This is a genomic window from Streptomyces sp. GL_141 (genome assembly GCF_057834385.1).
The window spans coordinates 3,321,178-3,343,219 of sequence record NZ_CM174402.1 but is presented as its reverse complement, the minus strand read 5'-3'; the positions used below and the strand labels follow the sequence as shown (position 1 = coordinate 3,343,219).

General features: G+C 72.2%; 22 protein-coding genes and 1 pseudogene. 18 read left to right on the top strand and 5 right to left on the bottom strand.

Going from position 1 to position 22,042, the window contains the following annotated elements; genetic code table 11:
- The first annotated feature begins 1 nt into the window (after position 1).
- The 4 genes from AC3IX6_RS14215 (at position 2) to glmM (ending at position 3,998) form a co-directional block, all read left to right on the top strand.
- Positions 2–1,261, top strand: a complete 1,260-nt coding sequence (locus AC3IX6_RS14215; RefSeq protein WP_489370482.1) for a glycosyltransferase family 87 protein — start codon at positions 2–4, stop codon at positions 1,259–1,261.
- 234 nt (positions 1,262–1,495) lie between these two features.
- A complete protein-coding gene (gene rplM, locus AC3IX6_RS14210; RefSeq protein WP_112447734.1) occupies positions 1,496–1,939 on the top strand; it encodes a 50S ribosomal protein L13 in 444 nt (147 codons plus the stop codon).
- Positions 1,940–1,985: 46 nt separating this feature from the next.
- On the top strand, positions 1,986–2,507 hold the full coding sequence (rpsI, locus tag AC3IX6_RS14205; RefSeq protein WP_053682604.1) for a 30S ribosomal protein S9: 522 nt from the start codon (positions 1,986–1,988) through the stop codon (positions 2,505–2,507).
- Between the two features lie 132 nt (positions 2,508–2,639).
- On the top strand, positions 2,640–3,998 hold the full coding sequence (gene glmM, locus AC3IX6_RS14200; RefSeq protein WP_489370480.1) for a phosphoglucosamine mutase: 1,359 nt from the start codon (positions 2,640–2,642) through the stop codon (positions 3,996–3,998).
- Positions 3,999–4,100: 102 nt separating this feature from the next.
- Here glmM and AC3IX6_RS14195 read toward each other — a convergent pair whose 3' ends face one another.
- Together AC3IX6_RS14195 and coaA are read right to left on the bottom strand one after the other, a co-directional pair.
- Complete coding sequence (locus AC3IX6_RS14195; RefSeq protein WP_489370479.1) at positions 4,101–5,051, bottom strand: DUF389 domain-containing protein; 951 nt, start codon at positions 5,049–5,051, stop codon at positions 4,101–4,103.
- 43 nt (positions 5,052–5,094) lie between these two features.
- On the bottom strand, positions 5,095–6,177 hold the full coding sequence (coaA, locus tag AC3IX6_RS14190; protein ID WP_489370478.1) for a type I pantothenate kinase: 1,083 nt from the start codon (positions 6,175–6,177) through the stop codon (positions 5,095–5,097).
- A 283-nt stretch (positions 6,178–6,460) separates the two neighbouring features.
- On the opposite strand from coaA, the gene AC3IX6_RS14185 reads away from it, so the two are divergent.
- From AC3IX6_RS14185 to AC3IX6_RS14150, 8 genes are all read left to right on the top strand, one after another.
- On the top strand, positions 6,461–7,234 hold the full coding sequence (locus AC3IX6_RS14185; RefSeq protein WP_489370477.1) for a hypothetical protein: 774 nt from the start codon (positions 6,461–6,463) through the stop codon (positions 7,232–7,234).
- A gap of 110 nt (positions 7,235–7,344) precedes the next feature.
- Positions 7,345–9,195 (top strand): glutamine--fructose-6-phosphate transaminase (isomerizing), encoded by a 1,851-nt coding sequence (glmS, locus tag AC3IX6_RS14180; RefSeq protein WP_489370476.1) that lies wholly within the window; start codon positions 7,345–7,347, stop codon positions 9,193–9,195.
- Positions 9,196–9,218: 23 nt separating this feature from the next.
- Complete coding sequence (locus tag AC3IX6_RS14175; protein WP_250751491.1) at positions 9,219–9,587, top strand: holo-ACP synthase; 369 nt, start codon at positions 9,219–9,221, stop codon at positions 9,585–9,587.
- A 35-nt stretch (positions 9,588–9,622) separates the two neighbouring features.
- The gene (locus AC3IX6_RS14170) at positions 9,623–11,020 is read left to right on the top strand and encodes an NAD(P)H-hydrate dehydratase (RefSeq protein ID WP_489370474.1); all 1,398 of its coding nucleotides are present in this window, start codon (positions 9,623–9,625) and stop codon (positions 11,018–11,020) included.
- Positions 11,021–11,284: 264 nt separating this feature from the next.
- Entirely contained in the window at positions 11,285–12,427 is a 1,143-nt protein-coding gene (alr, locus tag AC3IX6_RS14165; RefSeq protein ID WP_489370473.1) for an alanine racemase, read from the top strand.
- A 19-nt stretch (positions 12,428–12,446) separates the two neighbouring features.
- On the top strand, positions 12,447–13,592 hold the full coding sequence (locus AC3IX6_RS14160; protein ID WP_489370472.1) for an alpha/beta fold hydrolase: 1,146 nt from the start codon (positions 12,447–12,449) through the stop codon (positions 13,590–13,592).
- Positions 13,576–14,100, top strand: coding sequence for a tRNA (adenosine(37)-N6)-threonylcarbamoyltransferase complex ATPase subunit type 1 TsaE (tsaE, locus tag AC3IX6_RS14155; RefSeq protein ID WP_489370471.1), 525 nt, complete (start codon positions 13,576–13,578; stop codon positions 14,098–14,100). Before AC3IX6_RS14160 ends, tsaE begins: the two co-directional genes overlap by 17 nt.
- A gap of 138 nt (positions 14,101–14,238) precedes the next feature.
- The gene (locus AC3IX6_RS14150; protein ID WP_489370470.1) at positions 14,239–14,439 is read left to right on the top strand and encodes a hypothetical protein; all 201 of its coding nucleotides are present in this window, start codon (positions 14,239–14,241) and stop codon (positions 14,437–14,439) included.
- A gap of 99 nt (positions 14,440–14,538) precedes the next feature.
- On the opposite strand, the gene AC3IX6_RS14145 is transcribed toward AC3IX6_RS14150, so the two are convergent.
- Entirely contained in the window at positions 14,539–15,096 is a 558-nt protein-coding gene (locus tag AC3IX6_RS14145) for a hypothetical protein (RefSeq protein WP_389694503.1), read from the bottom strand.
- 146 nt (positions 15,097–15,242) lie between these two features.
- Between AC3IX6_RS14145 and tsaB the strand changes: the two genes are divergently transcribed.
- The 5 genes from tsaB to AC3IX6_RS14120 are packed head-to-tail and all read left to right on the top strand — an operon-like array spanning position 15,243 to position 18,656.
- Entirely contained in the window at positions 15,243–15,920 is a 678-nt protein-coding gene (gene tsaB, locus AC3IX6_RS14140) for a tRNA (adenosine(37)-N6)-threonylcarbamoyltransferase complex dimerization subunit type 1 TsaB (protein WP_489370469.1), read from the top strand.
- 29 nt (positions 15,921–15,949) lie between these two features.
- Entirely contained in the window at positions 15,950–16,480 is a 531-nt protein-coding gene (gene rimI / locus AC3IX6_RS14135) for a ribosomal protein S18-alanine N-acetyltransferase (RefSeq protein ID WP_489371446.1), read from the top strand.
- Positions 16,473–17,630 (top strand): tRNA (adenosine(37)-N6)-threonylcarbamoyltransferase complex transferase subunit TsaD, encoded by a 1,158-nt coding sequence (tsaD, locus tag AC3IX6_RS14130; protein ID WP_489370468.1) that lies wholly within the window; start codon positions 16,473–16,475, stop codon positions 17,628–17,630. The genes rimI and tsaD overlap by 8 nt, the downstream gene beginning before the upstream one ends.
- Positions 17,627–17,908, top strand: coding sequence for a hypothetical protein (locus tag AC3IX6_RS14125; protein ID WP_489370467.1), 282 nt, complete (start codon positions 17,627–17,629; stop codon positions 17,906–17,908). The genes tsaD and AC3IX6_RS14125 overlap by 4 nt, the downstream gene beginning before the upstream one ends.
- Before the next feature lie 52 nt (positions 17,909–17,960).
- A complete protein-coding gene (locus AC3IX6_RS14120; RefSeq protein WP_489370466.1) occupies positions 17,961–18,656 on the top strand; it encodes a hypothetical protein in 696 nt (231 codons plus the stop codon).
- Here the strand turns inward: AC3IX6_RS14120 and AC3IX6_RS14115 are convergent.
- Positions 18,636–19,814 carry a class I SAM-dependent methyltransferase gene (locus tag AC3IX6_RS14115; RefSeq protein ID WP_489370465.1) on the bottom strand — a complete coding sequence of 393 codons (1,179 nt, stop codon included), beginning with the start codon at positions 19,812–19,814 and terminating at the stop codon, positions 18,636–18,638. The genes AC3IX6_RS14120 and AC3IX6_RS14115 overlap by 21 nt on opposite strands.
- 100 nt (positions 19,815–19,914) lie before the next feature.
- On the opposite strand from AC3IX6_RS14115, the gene AC3IX6_RS14110 reads away from it, so the two are divergent.
- Complete coding sequence (locus AC3IX6_RS14110) at positions 19,915–20,880, top strand: polysaccharide deacetylase family protein (protein ID WP_489370463.1); 966 nt, start codon at positions 19,915–19,917, stop codon at positions 20,878–20,880.
- A 63-nt stretch (positions 20,881–20,943) separates the two neighbouring features.
- On the opposite strand, the pseudogene AC3IX6_RS14105 reads toward AC3IX6_RS14110, so the two are convergent.
- A pseudogene (locus AC3IX6_RS14105) lies at positions 20,944–21,933 on the bottom strand (RNA-guided endonuclease InsQ/TnpB family protein).
- Positions 21,934–22,042 lie beyond the last annotated feature (109 nt).

Genomic DNA, 22,042 nt, shown 5'->3' with positions numbered 1-22,042 from the left:
CATGAAGTGGGACAGCCCGTCCTCCTGGGACCGGGGGGTGGCCTGGCTGCTGCGGCCGGCCCCCCGGTCCTGGCGGTTCGTGGGCCTGGTGATCCTGCTGTCCGTGTCGGTCTCGGCGAGCCTGCGGGTGAACTGGGGCTCGGACAACGCCTTCGTGGTCAAGGCGGCGGACGCCCTGCTCGCCGGGGTCTCCCCGTACGAGGACAAGCGGTTCCTCTACCTGCCCAGTGCCGTGATCATGGCGATCCCGGAGGCGCTGCTGCCGCCGGCGCTGCTGCGCGTCGTGCTGCCGCTGGGGATGACCGGACTCGTCGGCCTCGGCTGGTGGGCCTCGCTGCGGCTGTTCTCGGTACCGGTGCGCTCACGGCTCGCCGTCGGCGGTTTCGCACTGTTCGCGCTGGCCTACAAGCCGTACATCAACCTCGTGCTCATCGCGAACTGGACGGCCATCTCCGCCGCCGCCCTGCCGGTGGCGCTGCTGCTGGCGCACCGCAAGCACTGGGCCGCGGCCGGGCTGGTGGTGGGCCTCGCCATCGCGTGCAAGCCGATGCTGGTGCCGATCGGGCTGCTCTTCCTCCTGGCGCGGCAGTGGCGGGGACTGGCCCTGGCGGTGGGCGTGCCGGTGGGGCTCTCGCTGGCGGGGGCGCTGATGATGCCGCACCCGATGCTGTTCTTCACCAAGACCCTGCCGTTCCTGCTCCAGGGGCAGGATTCCTACGCACTGCCCTGGGACGCCTCGCCGATCGCCGCGCTGCCCCGGCTGGGGGTGCCCGCCCCGCTGGCGGTGGCGCTGGCCTTCGCGGGGGCCGCGTGCGGGCTGTGGGCGACCTGGCGGCGGTGGCGGCGGCCGGTCGAGGCGGACGGCGACGCGGGCGAGCTGAGGCTGGTGGAGACGGCCTGCATGGTGATGCTCGCCGCGTTCCTGGTGTCGCGGCCCTCCTTCGACCACTACCTGATCGTGGTGCTCCCGCTGCTGCTGGCCTCGGGGGTGCGGGCGGGCTCGATGCCGCGCTCGCCCTGGTTCTGGGTGGCCCTGGTGCCCCAGACCGCGGGCATCCCGTGGCCCTCGGAGTTCGAGGCCAAGAGACGGGCATTCAGGGACATGGTGACCCTGTGCTCGCTCGCCGGACTGCTGGCGCGTCGAGCACTGCGTCCGATCCGGGTTACTCTGGAACCCGTAACAACTACGGGGTCCCCACCCAGGACCGAACCGGAGTGCGCCGCGACCCCCGTCGAAACGGGTTCGCGGACCGCGTTTTGACCCTTCCAGGTCTTCAGGGGTACCCTGCTGGTTCGTTATGCGTATTGGCTTTCTCATTCTCACGTGAATTTGCCTTGCGCCGGTCCACCGGGCCGATGACCAGCGGTACACACGGGTTGCGTCTCCGATGTGAACCAGGGCTGTCGTGATCGTCCGTGGTGACCCATGTCAGGACCCGTCCCTCGGGCTCACCCCCCGGGGATGACCCACCACTGAAGAAGCGAAGGCATACGCGTGCGTACGTTCAGCCCCAAGCCCGGCGACATCTCGCGCCAGTGGCACGTCATCGACGCCCAGGACGTTGTCCTCGGCCGTCTGGCGACCCAGGCCGCTACCCTCCTGCGGGGTAAGCACAAGCCGACTTACGCCCCCCACATGGACATGGGCGACTTCGTCATCATCATCAACGCCGACAAGGTTCACCTGTCCGGCAACAAGGCGACCCAGAAGATGGCGTACCGCCACTCCGGTTTCCCGGGTGGCCTCCGCTCGGTCCGCTACGACGACCTCCTGGCGAACAACCCGGAGAAGGCCGTCGAGAAGGCCATCAAGGGCATGATCCCCAAGAACACCCTGGGCCGTCAGATGCTCTCGAAGCTGAAGGTCTACTCGGGCGATGTGCACCCCCACGCTGCTCAGCAGCCGGTGCCGTTCGAGATCACCCAGGTCGCGCAGTAGTTCCGGCCACCACACCCCCTAAGACAAGAAACTTCTGAGGAGCATCGTGGCCGAGACCACCGCCGAGACGACCCCCGTCGAAGAGTTCGAGGGCAACGTCGAGGAGTACACCAGCGAGTCCGAGGTTGTCGTCGAGGGCGACTACACCTCCGAGTCCCTTGCCGGCCGCTTCGGCGACCCCCAGCCGGCCGCCGGCCTGGGCCGTCGCAAGAACGCCATCGCCCGCGTCCGGATCGTTCCGGGCACCGGCAAGTGGAAGATCAACGGTCGCACCCTTGAGGACTACTTCCCCAACAAGGTGCACCAGCAGGAAGTCAACGAGCCGTTCAAGCTGCTCGAGCTGGACAACCGCTACGACGTCATCGCCCGCATCTCGGGTGGCGGCGTGTCCGGCCAGGCCGGCGCCCTGCGCCTCGGTGTGGCCCGTGCGCTGAACGAGGCGGACGTGGACAACAACCGCCCGGCGCTGAAGAAGGCCGGCTTCCTCTCCCGCGACGACCGTGCGGTCGAGCGCAAGAAGGCCGGTCTCAAGAAGGCCCGTAAGGCTCCGCAGTACAGCAAGCGTTAATCTCGCCTGCTGTTCAGCACGAATCCGCCCCGGCAGCACTCTGTGTGCTGCCGGGGCGGTTCGTTTACCGCCAAAAGCGGCAAATAATTGGCACAACTGCTCATAGTGAAGTGTGAACTCGGGAGGACAACAGTGGGACGACTCTTCGGGACGGACGGTGTACGAGGCGTCGCCAACGCGGATCTGACGGCCGAGCTCGCGCTCGGCCTCTCCGTGGCGGCCGCGCACGTACTGGCCGAGGCGGGCACCTTCGCCGGGCATCGGGCCACCGCGGTGGTCGGCCGGGACCCCCGCGCCTCGGGCGAGTTCCTGGAGGCCGCAGTCGTCGCCGGCCTCGCGAGCGCGGGCGTGGACGTCCTGCGCGTCGGTGTGCTGCCCACCCCGGCGGTGGCGTATCTCACCGGTGCGCTGGGCGCCGACCTCGGCGTCATGCTCTCGGCCAGCCACAACGCCATGCCCGACAACGGCATCAAGTTCTTCGCGCGCGGCGGCCACAAGCTCGCCGACGAGCTGGAGGACCGGATCGAGTCGGTCTACGAGGACCACCGCACGGGCGCCCCGTGGGACCGCCCGACGGGCGCCGGTGTCGGCCGCGTCTCCGACTACACCGAGGGCTTCGACAAGTACGTCGCCCACCTCATGGGCGTGCTGCCCAACCGTCTGGACGGCCTCAAGGTCGTCCTGGACGAGGCGCACGGCGCGGCCGCCTACGTCTCGCCCGAGGCCTTCACCCGGGCCGGCGCGGAGATCGTCACCATCGGTGCCGAGCCCGACGGCCTGAACATCAACGACGGCTGCGGCTCCACCCACCTCGGTCTGCTGAAGCAGGCCGTCGTCGAGCACGGGGCCGACCTCGGCATCGCGCACGACGGGGACGCCGACCGCTGCCTCGCCGTGGACGCGAACGGCGAAGAGGTCGACGGGGACCAGATCCTCGCGGTGCTCGCGCTGGCGATGCGCGAGGCCGGGCACCTGCGCGAGGACACCGTCGTCGCCACCGTGATGTCGAACCTGGGCTTCAAGCTGGCCATGGAGTCCGAGGGCATCAACGTCGTGCAGACGGGCGTCGGCGACCGGTACGTGCTGGAGTCGATGAAGGAGCACGGGTACGCGCTGGGCGGCGAGCAGTCCGGCCACGTGATCATCCTCGACCACGCCACCACCGGCGACGGCACCCTGACCGGCCTGATGCTGGCGGCCCGGATCGCGGCCACCGGCCGGTCCATGGCCGAGCTGACCGGGGTCATGACGCGGCTGCCGCAGGTGCTGGTCAACGTCCCCGACGTGGACAAGTCGCGGGTCACCACCTCGGGCGAGCTGGCCGCGGCCGTCGCCGAGGCGGAGCGGGAGCTCGGTACGACCGGGCGCGTGCTGCTGCGTTCGTCGGGCACGGAGCCCCTCGTGCGCGTGATGGTGGAGGCCGCCGACATCGAGCAGGCCCGCTCGGTCGCGGGGCGCCTCGCGGACGTGGTGAAGTCGGCGCTCGGCTAGAGCCCGCCCGACCGTCGTGACAGCGGCCCCGCGCTACGAAGCTTCGTAGCGCGGGGCCGCTGTCGTTGCCGGGGTTGCCGGGGTTGCCGGGGTTGCCGGGGTTCAGGCCTTGGACGGCGTACGCCGCCAGTGGTTGCGCTGGGTGTGCCAAAGGAGCTTCTGGGCGAGCAGGGTCAGGACGCCGGCCAGCATGATGCCGAAGAGGTTCAGCAGGAGCTGCTGGATGGAGCCCCACATCTGGCCGAACTCCCCGTAGCCGAGGGCCACGGCCGCGTTGGCGGCCGCCGGGACCGTGGTCACCGAGATCGCGACGCCGACCAGCGCGCCGGACTTCGCCGAGGTCAGGGACAGCACCCCGGCGACGCCGGCGAGCAGGGCCACGACGAACGAGAACAGGTCCGGCTGCCAGATGAAGCTGGTGTTGGGGCGGGGCTTGTCCAGCATTCCCGAGTGGAACAGGCCGAGCGCGTCCATGACCAGGGTGAAGACGGTGGTCGCGACCATCGCGGCGGCGAAGCCCACCAGCAGGGCGATCAGCGAGCGGGCGGCGAGCTTGGGTGCGCGCTGCACCACGGCGGTGCAGACGCCGGCCAGCGGGCCGAACTCCGGGCCGACCGCCATCGCGCCCACGATGAGGATGGCGTTGTCGAGGACCACGCCGCAGGCCGCGATCATCGTCGCGACGATCATGAAGGCGCTGTAGGTGATGGTGAGGGTGGACTCCTCGTGGGTCGCCTCGCTCAGCTGCTCCCACAGGACGGCGTCGGCCGCCTCGCCCGGAGCCTCCTCCTCGGCCCGGTCGGCGCGGTCGGAGAGGGAGAGGTCGATGTTCTCGACCGCGATCGACCCGTCCTTGTCGATGCCGAGCTCCCGGAGCTCGTTCAGGAGCTCGTCGCCCGCCTCCCGCGCGACGTCGCACAGCACGATGTCGCCCTGTGGGATGCGGGCGGCGCCGGGCAGCACGGCCAGATGGGTGGTGCCGACCGTCCCTTCGACGATCCGGACCACGGCGTCCGTCCGGTCCGACGGAATGATCATCCGTAGATGCAGCATGGTCGAACCCTAGCTTCCGGCTGCCCCTGGTTTCAGGGGGCGCTCAGAGCTTGCGCAGACTCAGCTTCTGCACCTTGTGGTCCGGGCCCTTGCGGACGACGAGGGTGGCGCGGCCGCGGGTCGGGGCCACGTTCTCCAGCAGGTTGGGCTTGTTGATGGTCCGCCACATCGTCTGCGCGTACTCCAGCGCCTCCTCCTCCGAGACCTGCGTGTACTTCCGGAAGTAGGAGAAGGGGTTCTGGAACGCCGTCTCGCGCAGCTTGCGGAAGCGGTTGAGGTACCAGCGCTCGATGTCCTCGGGGCGGGCGTCCACGTACACGCTGAAGTCGAAGTAGTCGGCGAGACCGACCCGGGTGCGGCCGTCCTTGCCCGGCATGGCGGGCTGCAGGACGTTGAGCCCCTCGACGATCAGGATGTCGGGGCGGCGGACGACGAGCCGCTCGTCGGGGACGATGTCGTAGATCAGGTGGGAGTAGACCGGGGCCGTGACCTCGTCCTTGCCCGCCTTGATGTCGGCGACGAAGCGGGTCAGCGCGCGGCGGTCGTAGGACTCGGGGAAGCCCTTGCGGGCGGTCAGACCGCGCCGCTCGAGCTCCTTCATCGGGTAGAGGAACCCGTCGGTGGTGACCAGCTCCACGCGCGGGTGCTCCGGCCAGCGGGCCAGCAGGGCCTGGAGGAGACGGGCCACGGTGGACTTGCCCACGGCCACGGAGCCGGCGACCCCTATGACGAAGGGGGTGCCCTGCTGGGCGCCGTGGCCGTTGCCGGCGTCGCCGAGGAAGGTGTTGAGGGTGCCGCGCAGATTGCTGGTCGCGCCGACGTACAGGTTCAGCAGGCGGGAGAGCGGCAGGTAGACGTCGCGGACCTCGTCGAGGTCGATGACGTCGCCCAGTCCGCGCAGCCGCTCGACCTCGTCGGCCGTCAGCGGGAGCGGGGTGCGCTCGCGCAGGGCGCTCCACTCGGCACGGGTGAGGTCGACGTAGGGGGAGGCCTCGTGGCCCCGGCGGCGCGTGGGGTGCGCGGCGTGCTCGGGGTGCGGCGGCTGCTGGGCCTGCGCAGGGTGCTCCGATGCGTCGGGGCGCTCCGTTGCGCGGTCCGGCGTGCTTCGTGGCGGCGAAGAGATCACACGGCCATTGTCACGGGTCACGGGCCGCCGTGGGTGGTGTGGTCGGTCACGTGGGGCGGGGTCTTATGGCCCGGGGTGGGTGGGTTGTGCGGGCGGCGGTCTCGATCGGGAGCCCCTGGGACACCAGCAGGGTCGCGATGCGTGCCGGGTGCAGGCAACTCCGGAGCAGCGTCAGTGGGGCCCCGTACGGTGTGGATCACCGCAGCTCGTGACGCCGCCCCCAGGTCGGGGCGGTCGGGCGTGCTGCCTTGCCGTAGACCTTTCCTGTGGGGGGAACACCACCATGCGCACCGCACTCGTCCGCCGTACCGTCCTGTCCGCCTCGGCCGTGTCGCTGGCGCTGCTCGCGACGGCCTGCGGGGCGTCCGACAAGGCGGACGCGAAGGCGGACGCCAAGCCGTCGGCTTCCGCTTCAGCGTCGGCTCCGGCTGCGAAGGGGAAGTCGGAGACGGAGCTCGCCGGCCTGATCCTGACCCAGGCCGACCTGCCGGACCACGTCGTCAAGCCCGTCACCCCGGAGGAGGTCAAGGAGGGCGCCAAGGTCACGACCGACAAGCCCGCCTGCCTCCCGGTGGCCCAAGCGCAGTCCATGGCCGAGATCGGCGCACCTGCCGGAGTCGCGCGGGTCAAGTTCATCGCCAAGGGGAAGGAAGCGGGGCCGAACGCGACTGCCGAGGAGAAGGCGAAGGCCGCAATGGACGCCCTCGGCGGGACGGTCACCTCCGTCGCCCTGGCTTCGTACGACGGCGCGGGCGCCGAGGAAGCCTTCGCCACCTTCAAGAAGGCGGCCGCGATCTGCGCGAGTGGGTACGAGATCGCCACGCAGGGCGAGGAGCCGGCCAAGGTCACCAAGGTGGATCCCAGCTCCCCCATGGCCGCGGGGGACGAAGCGGTTGCTTACACCGTCAAGCTGGAGGGGGAGGGCGAGACCGTCCTGACGGAACTCGTGGTGGTCCGCAAGGGCAACTCCCTGGCCAGCTTCTACTCACTGAGCCTCGCCGGCACCGCCGAGCAGCCGAGGTCCGCCGTCGCGGCCCAGGTCAAGAAGCTCGGCTGACGGACCCGTTCGAACACGCGTCACCCCCGCCCCGGCACATTCGCCGGGGCGGTTTTTTCGTCCGGTTCAGGTACCGGGCAGGGAGCCAACTACGGCGTACCCTGCGGCTTATGTGCGGAATCGTGGGTTACGTGGGAGCGCAGTCGGCGCTCGATGTGGTCATTGCCGGACTCAAGCGGCTGGAGTACCGCGGCTACGACTCGGCGGGTGTCGCCGTGCTCGCCGACGGGGAACTCGCCGCCGTCAAGAAGGCCGGCAAGCTGGTCAACCTGGAGAAGGAGCTGGTCGGGCACCCGCTGCCGGCCGGATCCACGGGGCTCGGACACACCCGGTGGGCCACCCATGGGGGGCCCACCGACGTCAACGCCCACCCGCACCTCGACAATTCGGGGCGCGTGGCCGTCGTGCACAACGGGATCATCGAGAACTTCGCCGCGCTGCGGGCCGAGCTCGCCGAGCGCGGCCACCGGCTGGAGTCCGAGACGGACACCGAGGTCGTGGCGCACCTGCTGGCCGAGCGGTTCGAGGGCGCGGGCGGGGACCTGGCGGAGGCGATGCGGCAGGTGTGCCGCCGGCTCGACGGGGCCTTCACGCTGGTCGCCGTGCACGCCGACCAGCCCGAGGTGGTGGTCGGCGCGCGCCGCAACTCGCCGCTCGTGGTGGGTGTCGGAGAGGGCGAGAACTTCCTCGCCTCCGACGTGGCCGCCTTCATCGCCCACACCCGCTCCGCGATCGAGTTGGGGCAGGACCAGGTCGTCGAGCTCCGCCGCGACGGGGTCACGGTGACCACCTTCGACGGCACGGCCGCGAACGTGCGGGCGTACCACGTGGACTGGGACGCCTCGGCGGCCGAGAAGGGGGGCTACGACTACTTCATGCTCAAGGAGATCGCCGAGCAGCCCAAGGCCGTCGCCGACACCCTCCTCGGCAGGATCGACGCGAACGGCCTGCTCACCCTCGACGAGGTGCGCATCCCCGACTCGGTGCTGCGCGAGGTCGACAAGGTCGTGATCGTGGCGTGCGGTACGGCGTACCACGCGGCCATGATCGCGAAGCTGGCCATCGAGCACTGGACGCGCATCCCCTGCGAGACGGAGCTGGCCAGCGAGTTCCGCTACCGCGACCCGATCCTGGACCAGCGGACGCTGGTGATCGCGATCTCGCAGTCCGGCGAGACGATGGACACCCTGATGGCGCTGCGCCACGCCCGCGAGCAGGGCGCCAAGGTGCTGGCCGTCTGCAATACGAACGGCTCGACGATCCCGCGCGAGTCGGACGCCGTGCTGTACACGCACGCCGGACCCGAGGTGGCCGTCGCCTCGACGAAGGCGTTCCTGACGCAGCTCGTGGCCTGCTACCTGGTCGCCCTCTACCTCGGGCAGGTCCGGGGCACGAAGTGGGGCGACGAGATCCGGTCCGTGATCCGGGAGCTGTCGGACATCGCCGCGGCGGTGGACACCGTACTGGAGACCATGGAACCGGTACGGGAGCTGGCGCGGTCGCTCGCCGACAAGAACACCGTGCTGTTCCTGGGGCGGCACGTCGGCTACCCGGTGGCGCTGGAGGGCGCGCTCAAGCTCAAGGAGCTGGCGTACATGCACGCCGAGGGCTTCGCGGCGGGCGAGCTCAAGCACGGGCCGATCGCGCTCATCGAGAAGGACCTGCCGGTCGTGATCGTCGTACCGTCGCCGCGCGGGCGCTCGGTGCTGCACGACAAGATCGTGTCCAACATCCAGGAGATCCGGGCGCGCGGGGCGCGGACCATCGTGATCGCCGAGGAGGGGGACGAGGCGGTGGTCCCGTACGCCGACCACCTCATCCGCATCCCGGCCACCCCGACGCTGCTCCAGCCGCTCGTGGCGACCGTGCCGCTGCAGGTGTTCGCGTGCGAGCTGGCGACGGCGCGCGGCAACGAGGTGGACCAGCCGCGTAACCTCGCCAAGTCGGTGACTGTGGAGTAGTTGGCTTAGCTGGAGCTGTTGTTGTGATTATCGGCGTCGGGATCGATGTGGCGGAGATCGAGCGGTTCGGTGCCGCGCTGGAGCGCACGCCGGGCCTGGCCGGGCGGTTGTTCCTCGACGCGGAGCTGACCCTGCCGGGCGGCGAGCGGCGCGGGACCGCCTCGCTCGCCGCCCGGTTCGCCGCCAAGGAGGCGCTCGCCAAGGCGCTCGGCGCGCCCGCCGGACTGCTGTGGACCGACGCCGAGGTGTACGTGGAGGCCAGCGGGCAGCCGCGGCTGCGGGTGTCCGGGACGGTCGAGGCGCGGGCGCTGGCACTGGGCGTGAAGTCCTGGCACATCTCCCTCAGCCACGACGCGGGCATCGCCTCCGCCGTGGTGATCGCCGAGGGATAGGCCGTCTCGGCGCCTCCTTCGGGCAGGCTGGTGTCATGCGTACTGCTTACAGCGTGGAGACCGTACGGGCCGCCGAGCACGAGCTGATGGCCCGGCTGCCCGAAGGCACCCTGATGGGGCGGGCGGCGGCCGGACTGGCCGCCGTCTGCGTGCGGTTGCTGCCCCGCGTGTACGGGTCCCGCGTGCTGCTGCTGGTCGGCCCGGGGGACAACGGCGGCGACACCCTCTACGCGGGCGCGAAGCTGGCCCGGCGCGGGGCCGGGGTGACGGCCGTCGCGATGGACCCGGAGCGGGTGCACGCGGGCGGCCTGGCCGCGCTGCGGGCCGCCGGCGGGCGCCTCGCCGGGGCCGTGCCGGAGCGGGCCGACCTGGTGCTCGACGGGCTGGTCGGCATCGGCGGCCGGGGCGCCCTGCGGCCGGCCGCGGCCGCGCTGGTGGAACGGATCCCGGCGGGCGCGGTGGTGGTCGCGGTGGACCTGCCGAGCGGGGTGGACGCCGACACCGGGGAGGTGGCCGGAGCGGCCGTGACGGCGGACGTGACGGTGACCTTCGGGGCGTACAAGCCGGGGCTGCTGATCGACCCGGGGGCCTCGCGGACGGGCGCGCTGCACCTGGTGGACATCGGGCTGTCCTTCGGGCCCCCCGAAGTGGAGGCCCTCCAGCACGCCGACGTGGCGGGGCTGCTGCCGGAGCCGACGGCGTCGAGCGACAAGTACCGGCGCGGCGTGCTCGGCATCGTCGCCGGGTCCGCGCGCTACCCGGGCGCGGCGGTGCTCGCCGTGGCGGGGGCCCTGCGGGGCGGCGCGGGCGCGGTGCGCTACGTGGGGCCGCCCGCCGTGGCGGACGCCGTACTGGCCCGCTACCCGGAGACGCTGATCGGGACCGGCCGGGTCCAGGCCTGGGTGGTCGGGCCCGGGCTGGGCGACGAGGGCGGCGCGGAGGTGCGGGAGGCGCTGGCGCAGCCGGTACCGGTGCTGGTGGACGCGGACGGGCTGCGCGGGCTGGACCCCGGCGAGCTGCGGGCCCGGGCGGCCCCGACCCTGCTCACCCCGCACGCGGGGGAGGCGGCGGCGCTGCTGGGGGTCGCCCGGGAGACGGTCGAGGCGGGGCGGCTGGAGGCCGTACGGGGGCTCGCGGAGCGGTACGGGGCGGTGACCCTGCTCAAGGGGTCCACGACCCTGATCGCCCCGGCCGGGCCCGGCCCCGTGCGGGTGAACCCGACCGGGACCCCGTGGCTGGCCACCGCCGGGAGCGGGGACGTGCTGTCCGGGCTGGCCGGGTCCCTGCTGGCGGCCGGACTGCCGGCCGTGGACGCCGGGTCGGTGGCGGCGTACCTCCACGGCCTGGCGGCCCGCCTCACCGGCGGCCCCCTCCTGGCCCACCAGGTGGCCGAAGCCCTGCCCCGGGCCTGGCGCGAGGTCGCTCGCCGCTAGTTCCGCCCGGCTCCGGTGGTTCCGCCCGGGTCAGGTGTGCGGCGCCGTTGCCGGGGGCGCCGCCCCCGGAGCCCCCGCGCCTCAAACGCCGGCGGGGCTGGATTTCGGCCGGTGTGAGCCTGCGTGTGCCCGTAGCGCGCTTGCGGACAGCGTGCAGGATTTTGGCCGGCTTGAGCCTGCACGTGCCGGTAGCGCGCTCGCGGGCAGCGTGACCGGGCCCCGCCTGTTCGGCCCGTCGGGTGGGGCTCTGAGAGACTGGGGGCGATGAACGAGACAGCCGCGCGCGTGTACGCCGAGATCGATCTTGACGCCGTCCGGGCGAACGTACGGGCCCTGCGCGAGCGGGCGCCCCGTTCCGCACTGATGGCCGTCGTCAAGGCGAACGCCTACGGGCACGGGGCCGTGGCCTGCGCCAAGGCCGCGCAGGAGGCCGGCGCGAGCTGGCTCGGGACCGCGACGCCCGAGGAGGCCCTCGCGCTGCGCGCCGCCGGGATCGAAGGACCCGTCCTGTGCTGGCTGTGGACCCCCGGCGGGCCCTGGCGGGAGGCCGTCGAGGCCGGTATCGACGTCGCCGTCAGCGCCCTGTGGGCCCTCGACGAGGTCCGGGAGGCCGCCCGCGCCACCGGACTGACGGCCAGGATCCAGCTCAAGGCCGACACGGGCCTGGGCCGCAACGGCTGCCAGCCCGCCGACTGGGAGGCCCTGGTGACCGCGGCCGTCGCCGCGCAGTCCGAGGGGACCGTCCGCGTCACCGGCGTCTGGTCGCACTTCGCCTGCGCCGACGAACCGGGACACCCGTCCATCCAGCTCCAGCTGACCGCCTTCCGCGACATGCTCGCGTACGCGGAGAAGGAGGGCGTCGAGCCCGAGGTCCGGCACATCGCCAACTCGCCGGCCACGCTCACCCTCCCCGAATCCCACTTCGACCTGGTGCGCTGCGGCCTGGCCCTCTACGGGGTCTCGCCCGCGCCCGAACTCGGCACCCCCGCCCAGCTCGGCCTGCGGCCCGCGATGGCGCTCAAGGCCTCCGTGGCCCTGGTCAAGACGGTGCCGGCCGGGCACGGGGTCAGCTACGGGCACCACTACGTCACCGACCGGGAGACCAGCCTCGCGCTGATCCCGGCGGGCTACGCCGACGGCGTCCCGCGCCACGCGTCCGGGCTCGGCCCGGTGCTCGTCGGCGGCCGCGTCCGCACCGTCGCCGGGCGCGTCGCCATGGACCAGTTCGTGGTCGACCTGGACGGGGACGGGGACGAGGTCCGCGTCGGCGACGAGGCCGTCCTCTTCGGGGACGCCGAGCGCGGTGAACCCACCGCCGAGGACTGGGCTCGAGCGGCGCACACGATCGCCTATGAGATCGTCACTCGTATCGGGGGCCGGGTCCCCCGCGTGTACCTCAATGTCTGAGTGAGCGAGGGGCGGCGGCGTGAGTGAGAACTGGCGCAAGGCGGGCTGGGCCGGCGCCGCCATCGGCGTGATAGCCGCCGGAGCGGCGGCCGGGGTGGCGGTCGAACGGATCACCGTCGGCCGGGGCATGCGCATGAAGGCGCGCCTCGCGCTCGACGCGACCGCCGACTTCGGATCCCTGCGCGGTGCCCCCGGCACCGCACGGGCCGAGGACGGCACCGCGCTGTACTACGAGGTCGACGAGCTGCCCGAGGAGGGCAAGCGGCGCCGGCTGCGCCGCAAGGCTCCGCTCCGCCCGACCGTGGTGTTCTGCCACGGCTACTGCCTGTCCCAGGACTCCTGGCACTTCCAGCGTGCCGCCCTGCGCGGCCTGGTCCGTGCCGTCTACTGGGACCAGCGCAGCCACGGCCGCAGCGCGCGCGGCCTGTCCCAGGCCGACGGCGAGCCCGTCACCTTCGAACAGCTCGGCCGCGACCTGAAGGCCGTCATCGACGCCGCCGCCCCCGAGGGCCCGCTGGTCCTGGTCGGTCACTCGATGGGCGGGATGACCATCATGGGACTGGCCCAGGAGTTCCCCGGCCTCATCCGGGACCGGGTGGCCGGGGTGGCGCTGGTCGGCACCTCCAGCGGCCGCCTGGACGAGGTCACGTACGGGCTGCCCGCCCTGGGCTTCTCGACGGTACGACGCCTGCTGCCCGGCGTCCTCAAGGCGCTCGGCTCCCAGGTGGAGCTGGTGGAGAAGGGCCGGCGGGCCACCGCCGACCTGTTCGCCGGCATGGTGAAGATGTACTCCTTCGCCTCGCGCGACGTAGATCCGGCCGTCGCCCGCTTCGCCGAGCGGCTCATCGAGGCCACGCCCATCGACGTGGTCGCCGAGTTCTACCCGGCCTTCCAGGCGCACGACAAGACGGCCGCCCTCCAGCGGTTCGCGGACATCCCCGTCACCGTCATCGCCGGGGACGGCGACATGGTCACCCCGCCCGATCACAGCAGGGCCATCAAGGAGGCGGTCCCCTCCGCGGAGCTGGTCGTCCTGGAAGGCGCCGGGCACCTGATGATGCTGGAGCACCCGGACACGGTGACCCGGCTGCTCGCCGAGCTCCTCGCGCGCACCGGGGCGGTGCCCGCAGCGGCTAACGTTGGCGGGCATGGAAGAAGTACCTGACACGGAAACGCACGTCACCGTCGGCTCGCCCGACGCCATGCAGGACCTCGGGCGCCGGATCGCCGGACTGCTGCGCCCCGGCGACCTCGTCCTGCTGACCGGGGAGCTCGGCGCCGGGAAGACCACCCTGACCCGCGGCCTCGGCGAGGGCCTGGGCGTGCGCGGGGCCGTGACCTCGCCGACCTTCGTGATCGCCCGGGTCCACCCCTCGCTGTCCGGCGGTCCGGCGCTGGTGCACGTGGACGCGTACCGGCTGGGCGGCGGCCTGGACGAGATGGAGGACCTGGACCTCGACGTCTCGCTGCCCGAGTCCGTCGTCGTCGTGGAATGGGGCGACGGCAAGGTCGAGGAGCTGTCCGACGACCGGCTCCATGTGGTGATCCGCCGGGCGGTGGGCCACGAGGAGGTCCTGGACGACGTGCGCGAGGTCATGGTCCGCGGGATCGGTACCCGCTGGTCGGCCGGGGCGGGTCTGGAGAGCCTCGCGGGCGTGCTGTCGCCGGAGTAGGCGTGGCGCGGCGCGGCGGGAAACGTTCCGACAAGTCGTCGGGAAGATATTGCGCGGGCGGCAGGGCGCGTGGTCACATGGTACAGAGGGCTGGTTAGGCGTACCTAAGTACGGGCTGGCCCCGGCCAGGAGGCAGCCATGTCGGCAACAGGAGCAGCGGGCGGGTTCCCCCGCCCGTCCGCCGTGTCCATGGGGGCGCTGCTCGCCGCGGGCGTCGCCGCCAGCGCCGTGTCCACCCCGCCCGCGCGGGAGCACGCCCCGGAGCCCGATCCCGCAGAGGACGGGGCGCGGACGGCGGAGGACGGCGAACAGGCCGCCCCGGAGTCCGAAGCGGCCTGAAGCGGCCTGCGGAGGCCTGAAGTGAGGGACCGGCCTGACGGCGGAGTCCCCGTACGAGTGAATGTGGCGTGTCGCGGCCGGGCCTCTCGGCCGGTCGGGTCAGGGAACGACGACGACCTTCGAGCCGATCGTCGCGAAGGCCCACATCGCGTCCCCGTCCGCGCGCAGCATGCGGACACCGCCGGTCTTCTTGGCCGGGTCGGGCGCCGGCAGGGTGTTGTCCACGCGGGCGCTGAAGCCGACCGTGACCCCCTGCGGACTCGCGAACCGGACGACGTGCTCGATCGGCACCCCGTCCGAGCCGGTCACCGAGCCGGTGCGGCCGCCCACCGTGTAACTGCCGGGCGCCGGGTGCACCGTGCTCGGCACGACCGCGAAGGACTTGGGCTCCCCGGAGGGTCCCACCAGCCACACGCGCTTGGCGCTCAGCGAGTACACGACACGGACGCCGGTGCCGGATCCGGCCGGCAGGGCCACCGGCTTCGCCGGGTCCGTCTTGGCGGGGCCGGAGTCGCTCGGAGCGGGCGCCGGGGTCTGTGCGGCGGCCTTCGGCGGGAGCGCGGGAGCGGAGGCGGAGGCCTGGTAGCCGAGGAAACCGACGACGGCGAGCGCCGCGACGGTGAGCCCGGCCACGATTCCCGAGCTGCTGCGTGCCACCTTGCTCCACCTCTCCGCATGGTCAGTCGATGCCAGTCGGATGCCAGGCGGACGATCACCACCCGACACCTGGTCCGAAGGTAGCAGCAGGGGTGCCCGCAGACCGGCCGCAAGGGCCGGGGGCCCCGGAGTCGTAGGCTGTTCGCGTGCTCTTGCTCGCTGTAGATACCGCCACGCCCGCCGTCACCGTCGCCCTGCACGACGGCGAGTCCGTCCTCGCCGAGTCGAACCAGGTCGACGCCCGCCGCCACGGGGAGCTCCTGCTGCCCTCCGTGGACAAGGTCCTCGCCGAGGCGGGGGTGAAGCTCGAAGCCGTCACCGGCATCGTCGTCGGGGTCGGCCCCGGCCCCTACACGGGACTGCGCGTCGGGCTCGTGACCGCGTCCACCTTCGCCTCCGTCCTCGGCGTGCCCGTCCACGGGCTGTGCACCCTCGACGGCCTGGCCTACGCGGCCGGCGAGGCCGGGATCGAGGGCCCCTTCGTCGTGGCCACCGACGCCCGGCGCAAGGAGGTCTACTGGGCCCGCTACGAGGACCCCCGCACCCGGGCCGGCGAGCCCGCGGTGGACCGGCCGGCCGACATCGCCGAGCGCGTCGCCGGACTGCCCGCCGTCGGACAGGGAGCGCAGCTGTACCCGGAGGTGTTCACCGACGCCCGGGCCCCCGAGCACCAGAGCGCGGCCGCGCTGGCCGCCCTGGCCGCACGGCGGCTGGCGGCGGGGGAGGCCTTCGAGAACGCCGACGGCCGGCCGCCGACCCCGCTCTACCTGCGCCGGCCCGACGCCGAGGTGCCCAAGAACTACAAGGTGGTCACCCCGCAGTGACGGCCACCTCAGCAGTCGTCCTGCGCGAGATGCGCTGGTGGGACATCGAGCCGGTGCTGGAGCTGGAGCACGAGCTGTTCCCCGAGGACGCCTGGTCCGCGGGGATGTTCTGGTCCGAGCTCGCCCACGCCCGCGGCCCCGGCGCCACGCGCCGGTACCTCGTGGCGGAGGAAGCGGGCCGGCTGGTCGGCTACGCCGGGCTGGCCGCCGCCGGGGACCTGGCCGACGTACAGACCATCGCCGCGGCCCGCGACCAGTGGGGCACCGGGCTCGGCGCCCGGCTGCTGACCGAGCTGCTGCGCGCCGCCACCGCGTTCGAGTGCGCCGAGGTGCTGCTGGAGGTGCGGGTCGACAACGTCCGGGCCCAGAAGCTCTACGCGCGCTTCGGCTTCGAGCCGATCGGCTTCAGACGCGGCTACTACCAGCCCGGCAACGTGGACGCCCTCGTGATGCGCCGCATGTCCGACCCGGCCGATCACGAGGCCCCCGCGGACCCCGATCCCGCACTCCCCGACTCCGCACACTCCGTACCCCTGCAAGGTGAGACGACCCATGGCTGACGAACCGCTCGTCCTCGGCATCGAGACCTCCTGCGACGAGACCGGCGTCGGCGTCGTCCGCGGCACCACGCTGCTCGCGGACGCCATCGCGTCGAGCGTCGACGAGCACGCCCGCTTCGGCGGAGTCGTGCCCGAGGTGGCCTCCCGCGCGCACCTGGAGGCGATGGTCCCCACCATCGAGCGCGCCCTGAAGGAGGCCGGGGTCAGCGCCCGCGACCTCGACGGCATCGCCGTCACCGCCGGCCCCGGCCTCGCGGGGGCCCTGCTGGTGGGCGTCTCCGCCGCGAAGGCCTACGCGTACGCGCTGGGCAAGCCGCTGTACGGGGTGAACCACCTGGCCTCGCACATCTGCGTCGACCAGCTGGAGCACGGGCCGCTGCCCGAGCCGACGATGGCGCTGCTGGTCTCCGGCGGGCACTCCTCGCTGCTGCTCGCCCCCGACATCACCTCCGACGTACGGCCGCTCGGCGCGACGATCGACGACGCCGCGGGCGAGGCCTTCGACAAGATCGCGCGCGTCCTGCAGCTGGGCTTCCCCGGCGGTCCGGTCATCGACCGGCTCGCACGCGAGGGCGACCCGAAGGCGATCGCCTTCCCGCGCGGGCTGACGGGGCCGCGCGACGCCCCGTACGACTTCTCCTTCTCCGGGCTCAAGACCTCGGTCGCCCGCTGGATCGAGGCGAAGCGCAAGGCGGGCGAGGACGTGCCGGTGCGCGACGTGGCGGCCTCCTTCCAGGAGGCCGTGGTGGACGTGCTGACGCGCAAGGCGATCCGTGCGTGCAAGGACGAGGGCGTCGACCACCTGATGATCGGCGGCGGGGTCGCGGCCAACTCCCGGCTGCGCATCCTCGCCCAGGAGCGCTGCGACGCCGCGGGGATCATCCTGCGGGTGCCGCGGCCGGGGCTGTGCACGGACAACGGCGCGATGGTGGCGGCGCTGGGCGCGGAGATGGTCAAGCGGAACAGGGCCCCTTCGGACTGGGACCTGTCGGCGGACTCCTCGCTGCCGGTGACCGACCCGCATGTTCCCGGCCATTCCCACGGGGAGGGCGGCGGGGACGGCGACGGCCACGGACACGCCCACGGACACGGTCATGCGCACGACCACGACCACGTGCACGAGCTGAGCAAGGACAACCTGTACTCGTGAGCACCATCGCGCTGATGTGGGAGGCCCGGGCCGTGCCCGGGCGGGCCAACGAGCTGCTGGAATGGGCCCGTTCGCGGATCCTGGCCCAAGACCCGGTGCGGCGCGAGGTGTTCAGCGCCCCGCAGGACCGGGTCCTCGTCATCACCTGGTGGGAGACCTCCGAGGGGATCGGCGCGGACCTGCCCGAACTGCCGGAGCCCGCAGACGATTTGATCACTCGGGCGGTCCACCGCTGGCGCTTCGAATCGGTGGGGGTCGGGGAGCCGGGCGGAGGCTGAGCCCCGCCCGGCGGCCCGGCGGGTGCCGTGGCGTGCGGATATGGTCATGCGCATGCCCCGCCGTGACCTGCCGCCGCCGCCCCCTCCCGAGCACCTGCGCGCCTGGCTCGACGCGCATGCCGTACGGGCCGACCGCGCCCGGTTCCTGGGGGAGCTCGGGCGGCGCAGTCTGGGCTTCGGCCGGCTCATGCTCCTCTGGGCGGTCTCGGCGGTCTTCGCCCTGGGCTGGTCCTTCGTCGGGATGGCCCTGATGGCCATCGAGACGCACGATCCGTTCGCGTACGTCTTCGGCCTGATCTTCGCGCTGCTCGGCGTGGGCGTGCTGATACCGGCCGGGTTCTGGTTCGCCTGGGGCGCCAAGCGGGACCGGCAGGTCCGCCGGCTGCTGTGCGCCTGGGCGGAGCTGGACCGGGACCCGTCCGTGGACTCCGCCGTACGCGCCCCCGGGCGCAGCCTGATCTGGCTGCTGGCCTCCTTCGCCCTGGGCGGGCTCGGACTCTGGGTGACCTTCGGGTCGGCGGCCTCGGCCCGGCCCGGAGCCGACACCTACGGGGAGGTCGCCTACACCATGGGCCTCGGCATGATCCTGTGGATCACCGCCCTGCTGGGCCTCGGCAAGGCGGGCGCGCACTACCGGTGGGCGCTGCGGGTCTTCGGAGGCGCGGGCGGTGGCGCGGGCGGGGTCCGGAGCGGGGTCCGGGCCGAGGTTCCCGGGTCCGGCGGACCGTCAGGGCCTGGCGGTCGGTGAGCCGATCAGCATCGAGGGGGCCCCGGCGACCCGGGTCAGGAACACCGTGGCGGAGTTCGGCCCCTGCGGCTTGACCTTCTTGCGCAGCTCCTCGGGCTCGATCGCGGAGCCCCGCTTCTTCACCGTGAGGATGCCGACCCCGCGCTCGCGCAGCAGCGCCTTGAGCTTCTTCAGTCCGAACGGCAGCACGTCGGTGATCTCGTACGAGGTCGCGTACGGGGTCTCGCGCAGCTCGTCGGCGGTGATGTACGCGATGGTCGGGTCGATCAGCCGGCCGCCCAGCTGCTCGGCGACCTCGGCGACGAGGTGGGCGCGGATCACGGCCCCGTCGGGCTCGTAGAGGTAGCGGCCGACGGGGCCGGCCTCGGGGTCGGGCAGCGGAGCGGCGGTCGCCAGCGCGCGCGGGCCGGGCAGCAGGGTGGCGCGGATCTCGCCCGGGGCCGTCCCGAACCACAGCACGGCCTCCTTCACGTCCCCCTGGTCGGAGATCCACTCGGCCTGGGCCTCGGCGGGCACCGCCTCGTGCGGGATCCCGGGGGCGATCTTGATGGCGGCCACCTTCGCGGCCCGGGCGGTGGCGATCGCCCAGGACAGCGGCGGCGAGTAGGACTCCGGGTCGAAGATCCTGCCCCGCCCGCCCCTGCGGGCCGGGTCGATGAAGACGGCGTCGTAGCCCGCGGTGTCGACCCCCGTCACATCGGCCTCCCGGACCTCGATCAGGTCCGCCAGCCCCAGCGCCTCGGCGTTCGCCCGCGCGACCGCGACGGTCAGCGGGTCGTGGTCCACCGCCAGGACGCGGATGCCGAGCCGGGCCAGGGCCAGCGCGTCGCCGCCGATCCCGCAGCAGAGGTCCGCGAGGCTCCGTACGCCCAGGGCGGCGAGCCGCTCGGCGCGGTACGAGGCCACCGAGGCGCGGGTGGCCATCTCCCCGCCGCCGGGGGTGAAGTACATCCGGTGGGCGTCCTCGGCCCCGAACTTGGCGACCGCGCGCTGGCGCAGCCGGGCCTGTCCGAGGGCCGCGGAGACCAGCGCGGCGGGGTGCTCGCGGCGCAGCCGGGTGGCGACGGCGAGCTCCTGGGCGGGGTCGTAGTCGCGGAGCGAGTCGAGGAGGGCGTGGCCCTCGGGGGCGAGGAGCGCGGCGAAGTCTTCGGGGGTCACGGGTCCATTGTCGGCCACGGTGGGCCACTCGGAGGAAGGTCGGATTCCCCTCGCGGTGTCGCCCGCGGCGCGTGCGTGAAGGGTGTAAAGATCCCCAACTATGCAGCTAGTACGACAAAAGGAACATAAGACGCTACACGGTCACCGGATCGCGGCAGTCGCGCGCGGCCGGTTGGGTACGGCCGCGATGGCCGCACTGCTCGTCGCCGCACTCGGCACGGGGTGCGGAGCCGGTGGGTCCGAGACGCCGGACAAGGCAGCGAAGGCGAAGGCCGCCGCGGGCGCCGCGGGCGAGCAGGCCGGAGCGGCCGGCGCGCTCGGCACCTACGCCGAGAAGCTCAAGGCCCTCCAGCAGGCGAGGATCGTCGCCGCGAAGAAGTGGGGGCTGGCCAAGCCGCCGCTCGTCGCTCCGCAAGCGCCCAAGGAGAAGCCGGAGATCACCACCCGCGACGGCTTCGAGGTCGAGGGCCAGGACGAGCTGCCCCCGGTCTTCACCACCGTCCCCACGGAGGAGAAGGTCGTCTTCCTGACGATCGACGACGGGGCCGAGAAGGACCCCGAGTTCCTGAAGATGATGCAGGAGCTGAAGCTCCCGTACACCGCCTTCCTCAGCGACTACCTGGTCCGGGACAACTACCCGTACTTCAAGGAGATGCAGGCGGCGGGCGTCACCCTGAACAACCACACGCTCAACCACCGCTACATGCCTGCGCTCTCGTACGAGAAGCAGCGCCAGGAGATCTGCGGACAGCAGGACACGATCGAGAAGACGTTCGGCAAGCGTCCGACGCTCTTCCGGCCGCCGTACGGGAACTACAACGAGGACACGCTGCGCGCGGCCAAGTCCTGCGGGATCAAGGCCGTTCCGCTGTGGAACGAAGAGGCCTTCCCGAACCGGATGGACTGGCGGGAGTGGGACAAGGACCTGCACCCCGGCGACATCATCCTCACCCACTTCCGGGGCAAGGAAGACTGGAAGGGCAGCATGACTGACATGATCCGTCACGTCATGAAGACCGTCACGGACAAGGGTTATGCCGTGGCTCGCCTGGAGGACTATTTTTGAATCCTCCCCTCCCTGGAGAGGGAGGGATCCCTCGCTCTCCAGGGCTGATCGGGGATTTCCGGCTCAGGCGGCCACTTGAGGCAGCGCCTCAGGTGGTCTTGCGCCCTCAGCACCGGCCGGGTTGAGACCAGCCCGGACCAGCATCACGCGGGCGGAGTTCTTGTCCCTGGGGGACACGGCTCCGCACGCGGTGCAGGCGTAGGTTCGTTCCGAGAGAGGTAGTGCGTGCTTGGTTCTCGCTCCGCACTGCGCGCAGTCCATCGTGGTGTGCGCGGGGTGTACCAGGAACACGGCACGGCCGTGCTTGCGGCCCATCTGGACAAGGGCCGTCTTGGTCGCGGCGATCGCCGCGTCGGCAGCCTTGCGGGCCATGGTGGACTTGGCGAGGAACGTCGGGCGGAAGTCCTCCACGGCCAGGGCGTCGTGGTCGCGGACGACAGCTTCGGCCCACTTGCGGCCGGTGTCCTGGCGTTGCCGGGCCACCTTCTTGCGCAGCTTCGCGACTTGCTTCTTCGCCGCCTCCTGGTACACGCGCACGCTGGACGGATCGGCCGGAAGGTTCCGCGACCACACCACCGTCAGAGCGATCCCGCCCGCCAGGTACAGGCGATCATCCTTCAAGCGGAAACCGCGCTTGGTGTAGTTGAGGGACGGCAGCGCTTCCCGCTTCCTCTTCCACTTCGGCATGCCGGCCCGCCGCCGCACCGGCAGCCGGTCGTTGATGTCCTTCTGCGGCTTGGCGCGGGACTTCCCGAAATCCCGGATCATCTGCTGTTGCACAACCGAGGACCCCTCCCGCAGTCAGGCGTTCCGGGTTCGGGCTTCGGTCAGCATCTTGTCGAGCTGCGCAGGGCCGCAGGTCCGCTTGTCCGTCCCCTCGGGCCGGTTCGTGTTCCACAGGTGCGTCTGCTTCGACTTCGCGCAGCACTCGTTCCAGATCCACCGGCACCGGTCCCACTCACCCATCAGGGCGGCGAGCGCGGTGGACGACACGCGCACGCGGAAGGCCCACCGGGCATGCCCGGTATCCCCCGCCAACGCTGTCGTCACCATCCCGACAACCTCACCCCGGCCACTGACAACAATCGAAAGAGCGGGCCCGACCAGATGCGAACCGACCTCCGGCGCTCCACGCCCCAAGAACCCGTCCCTCCCCGGCCTG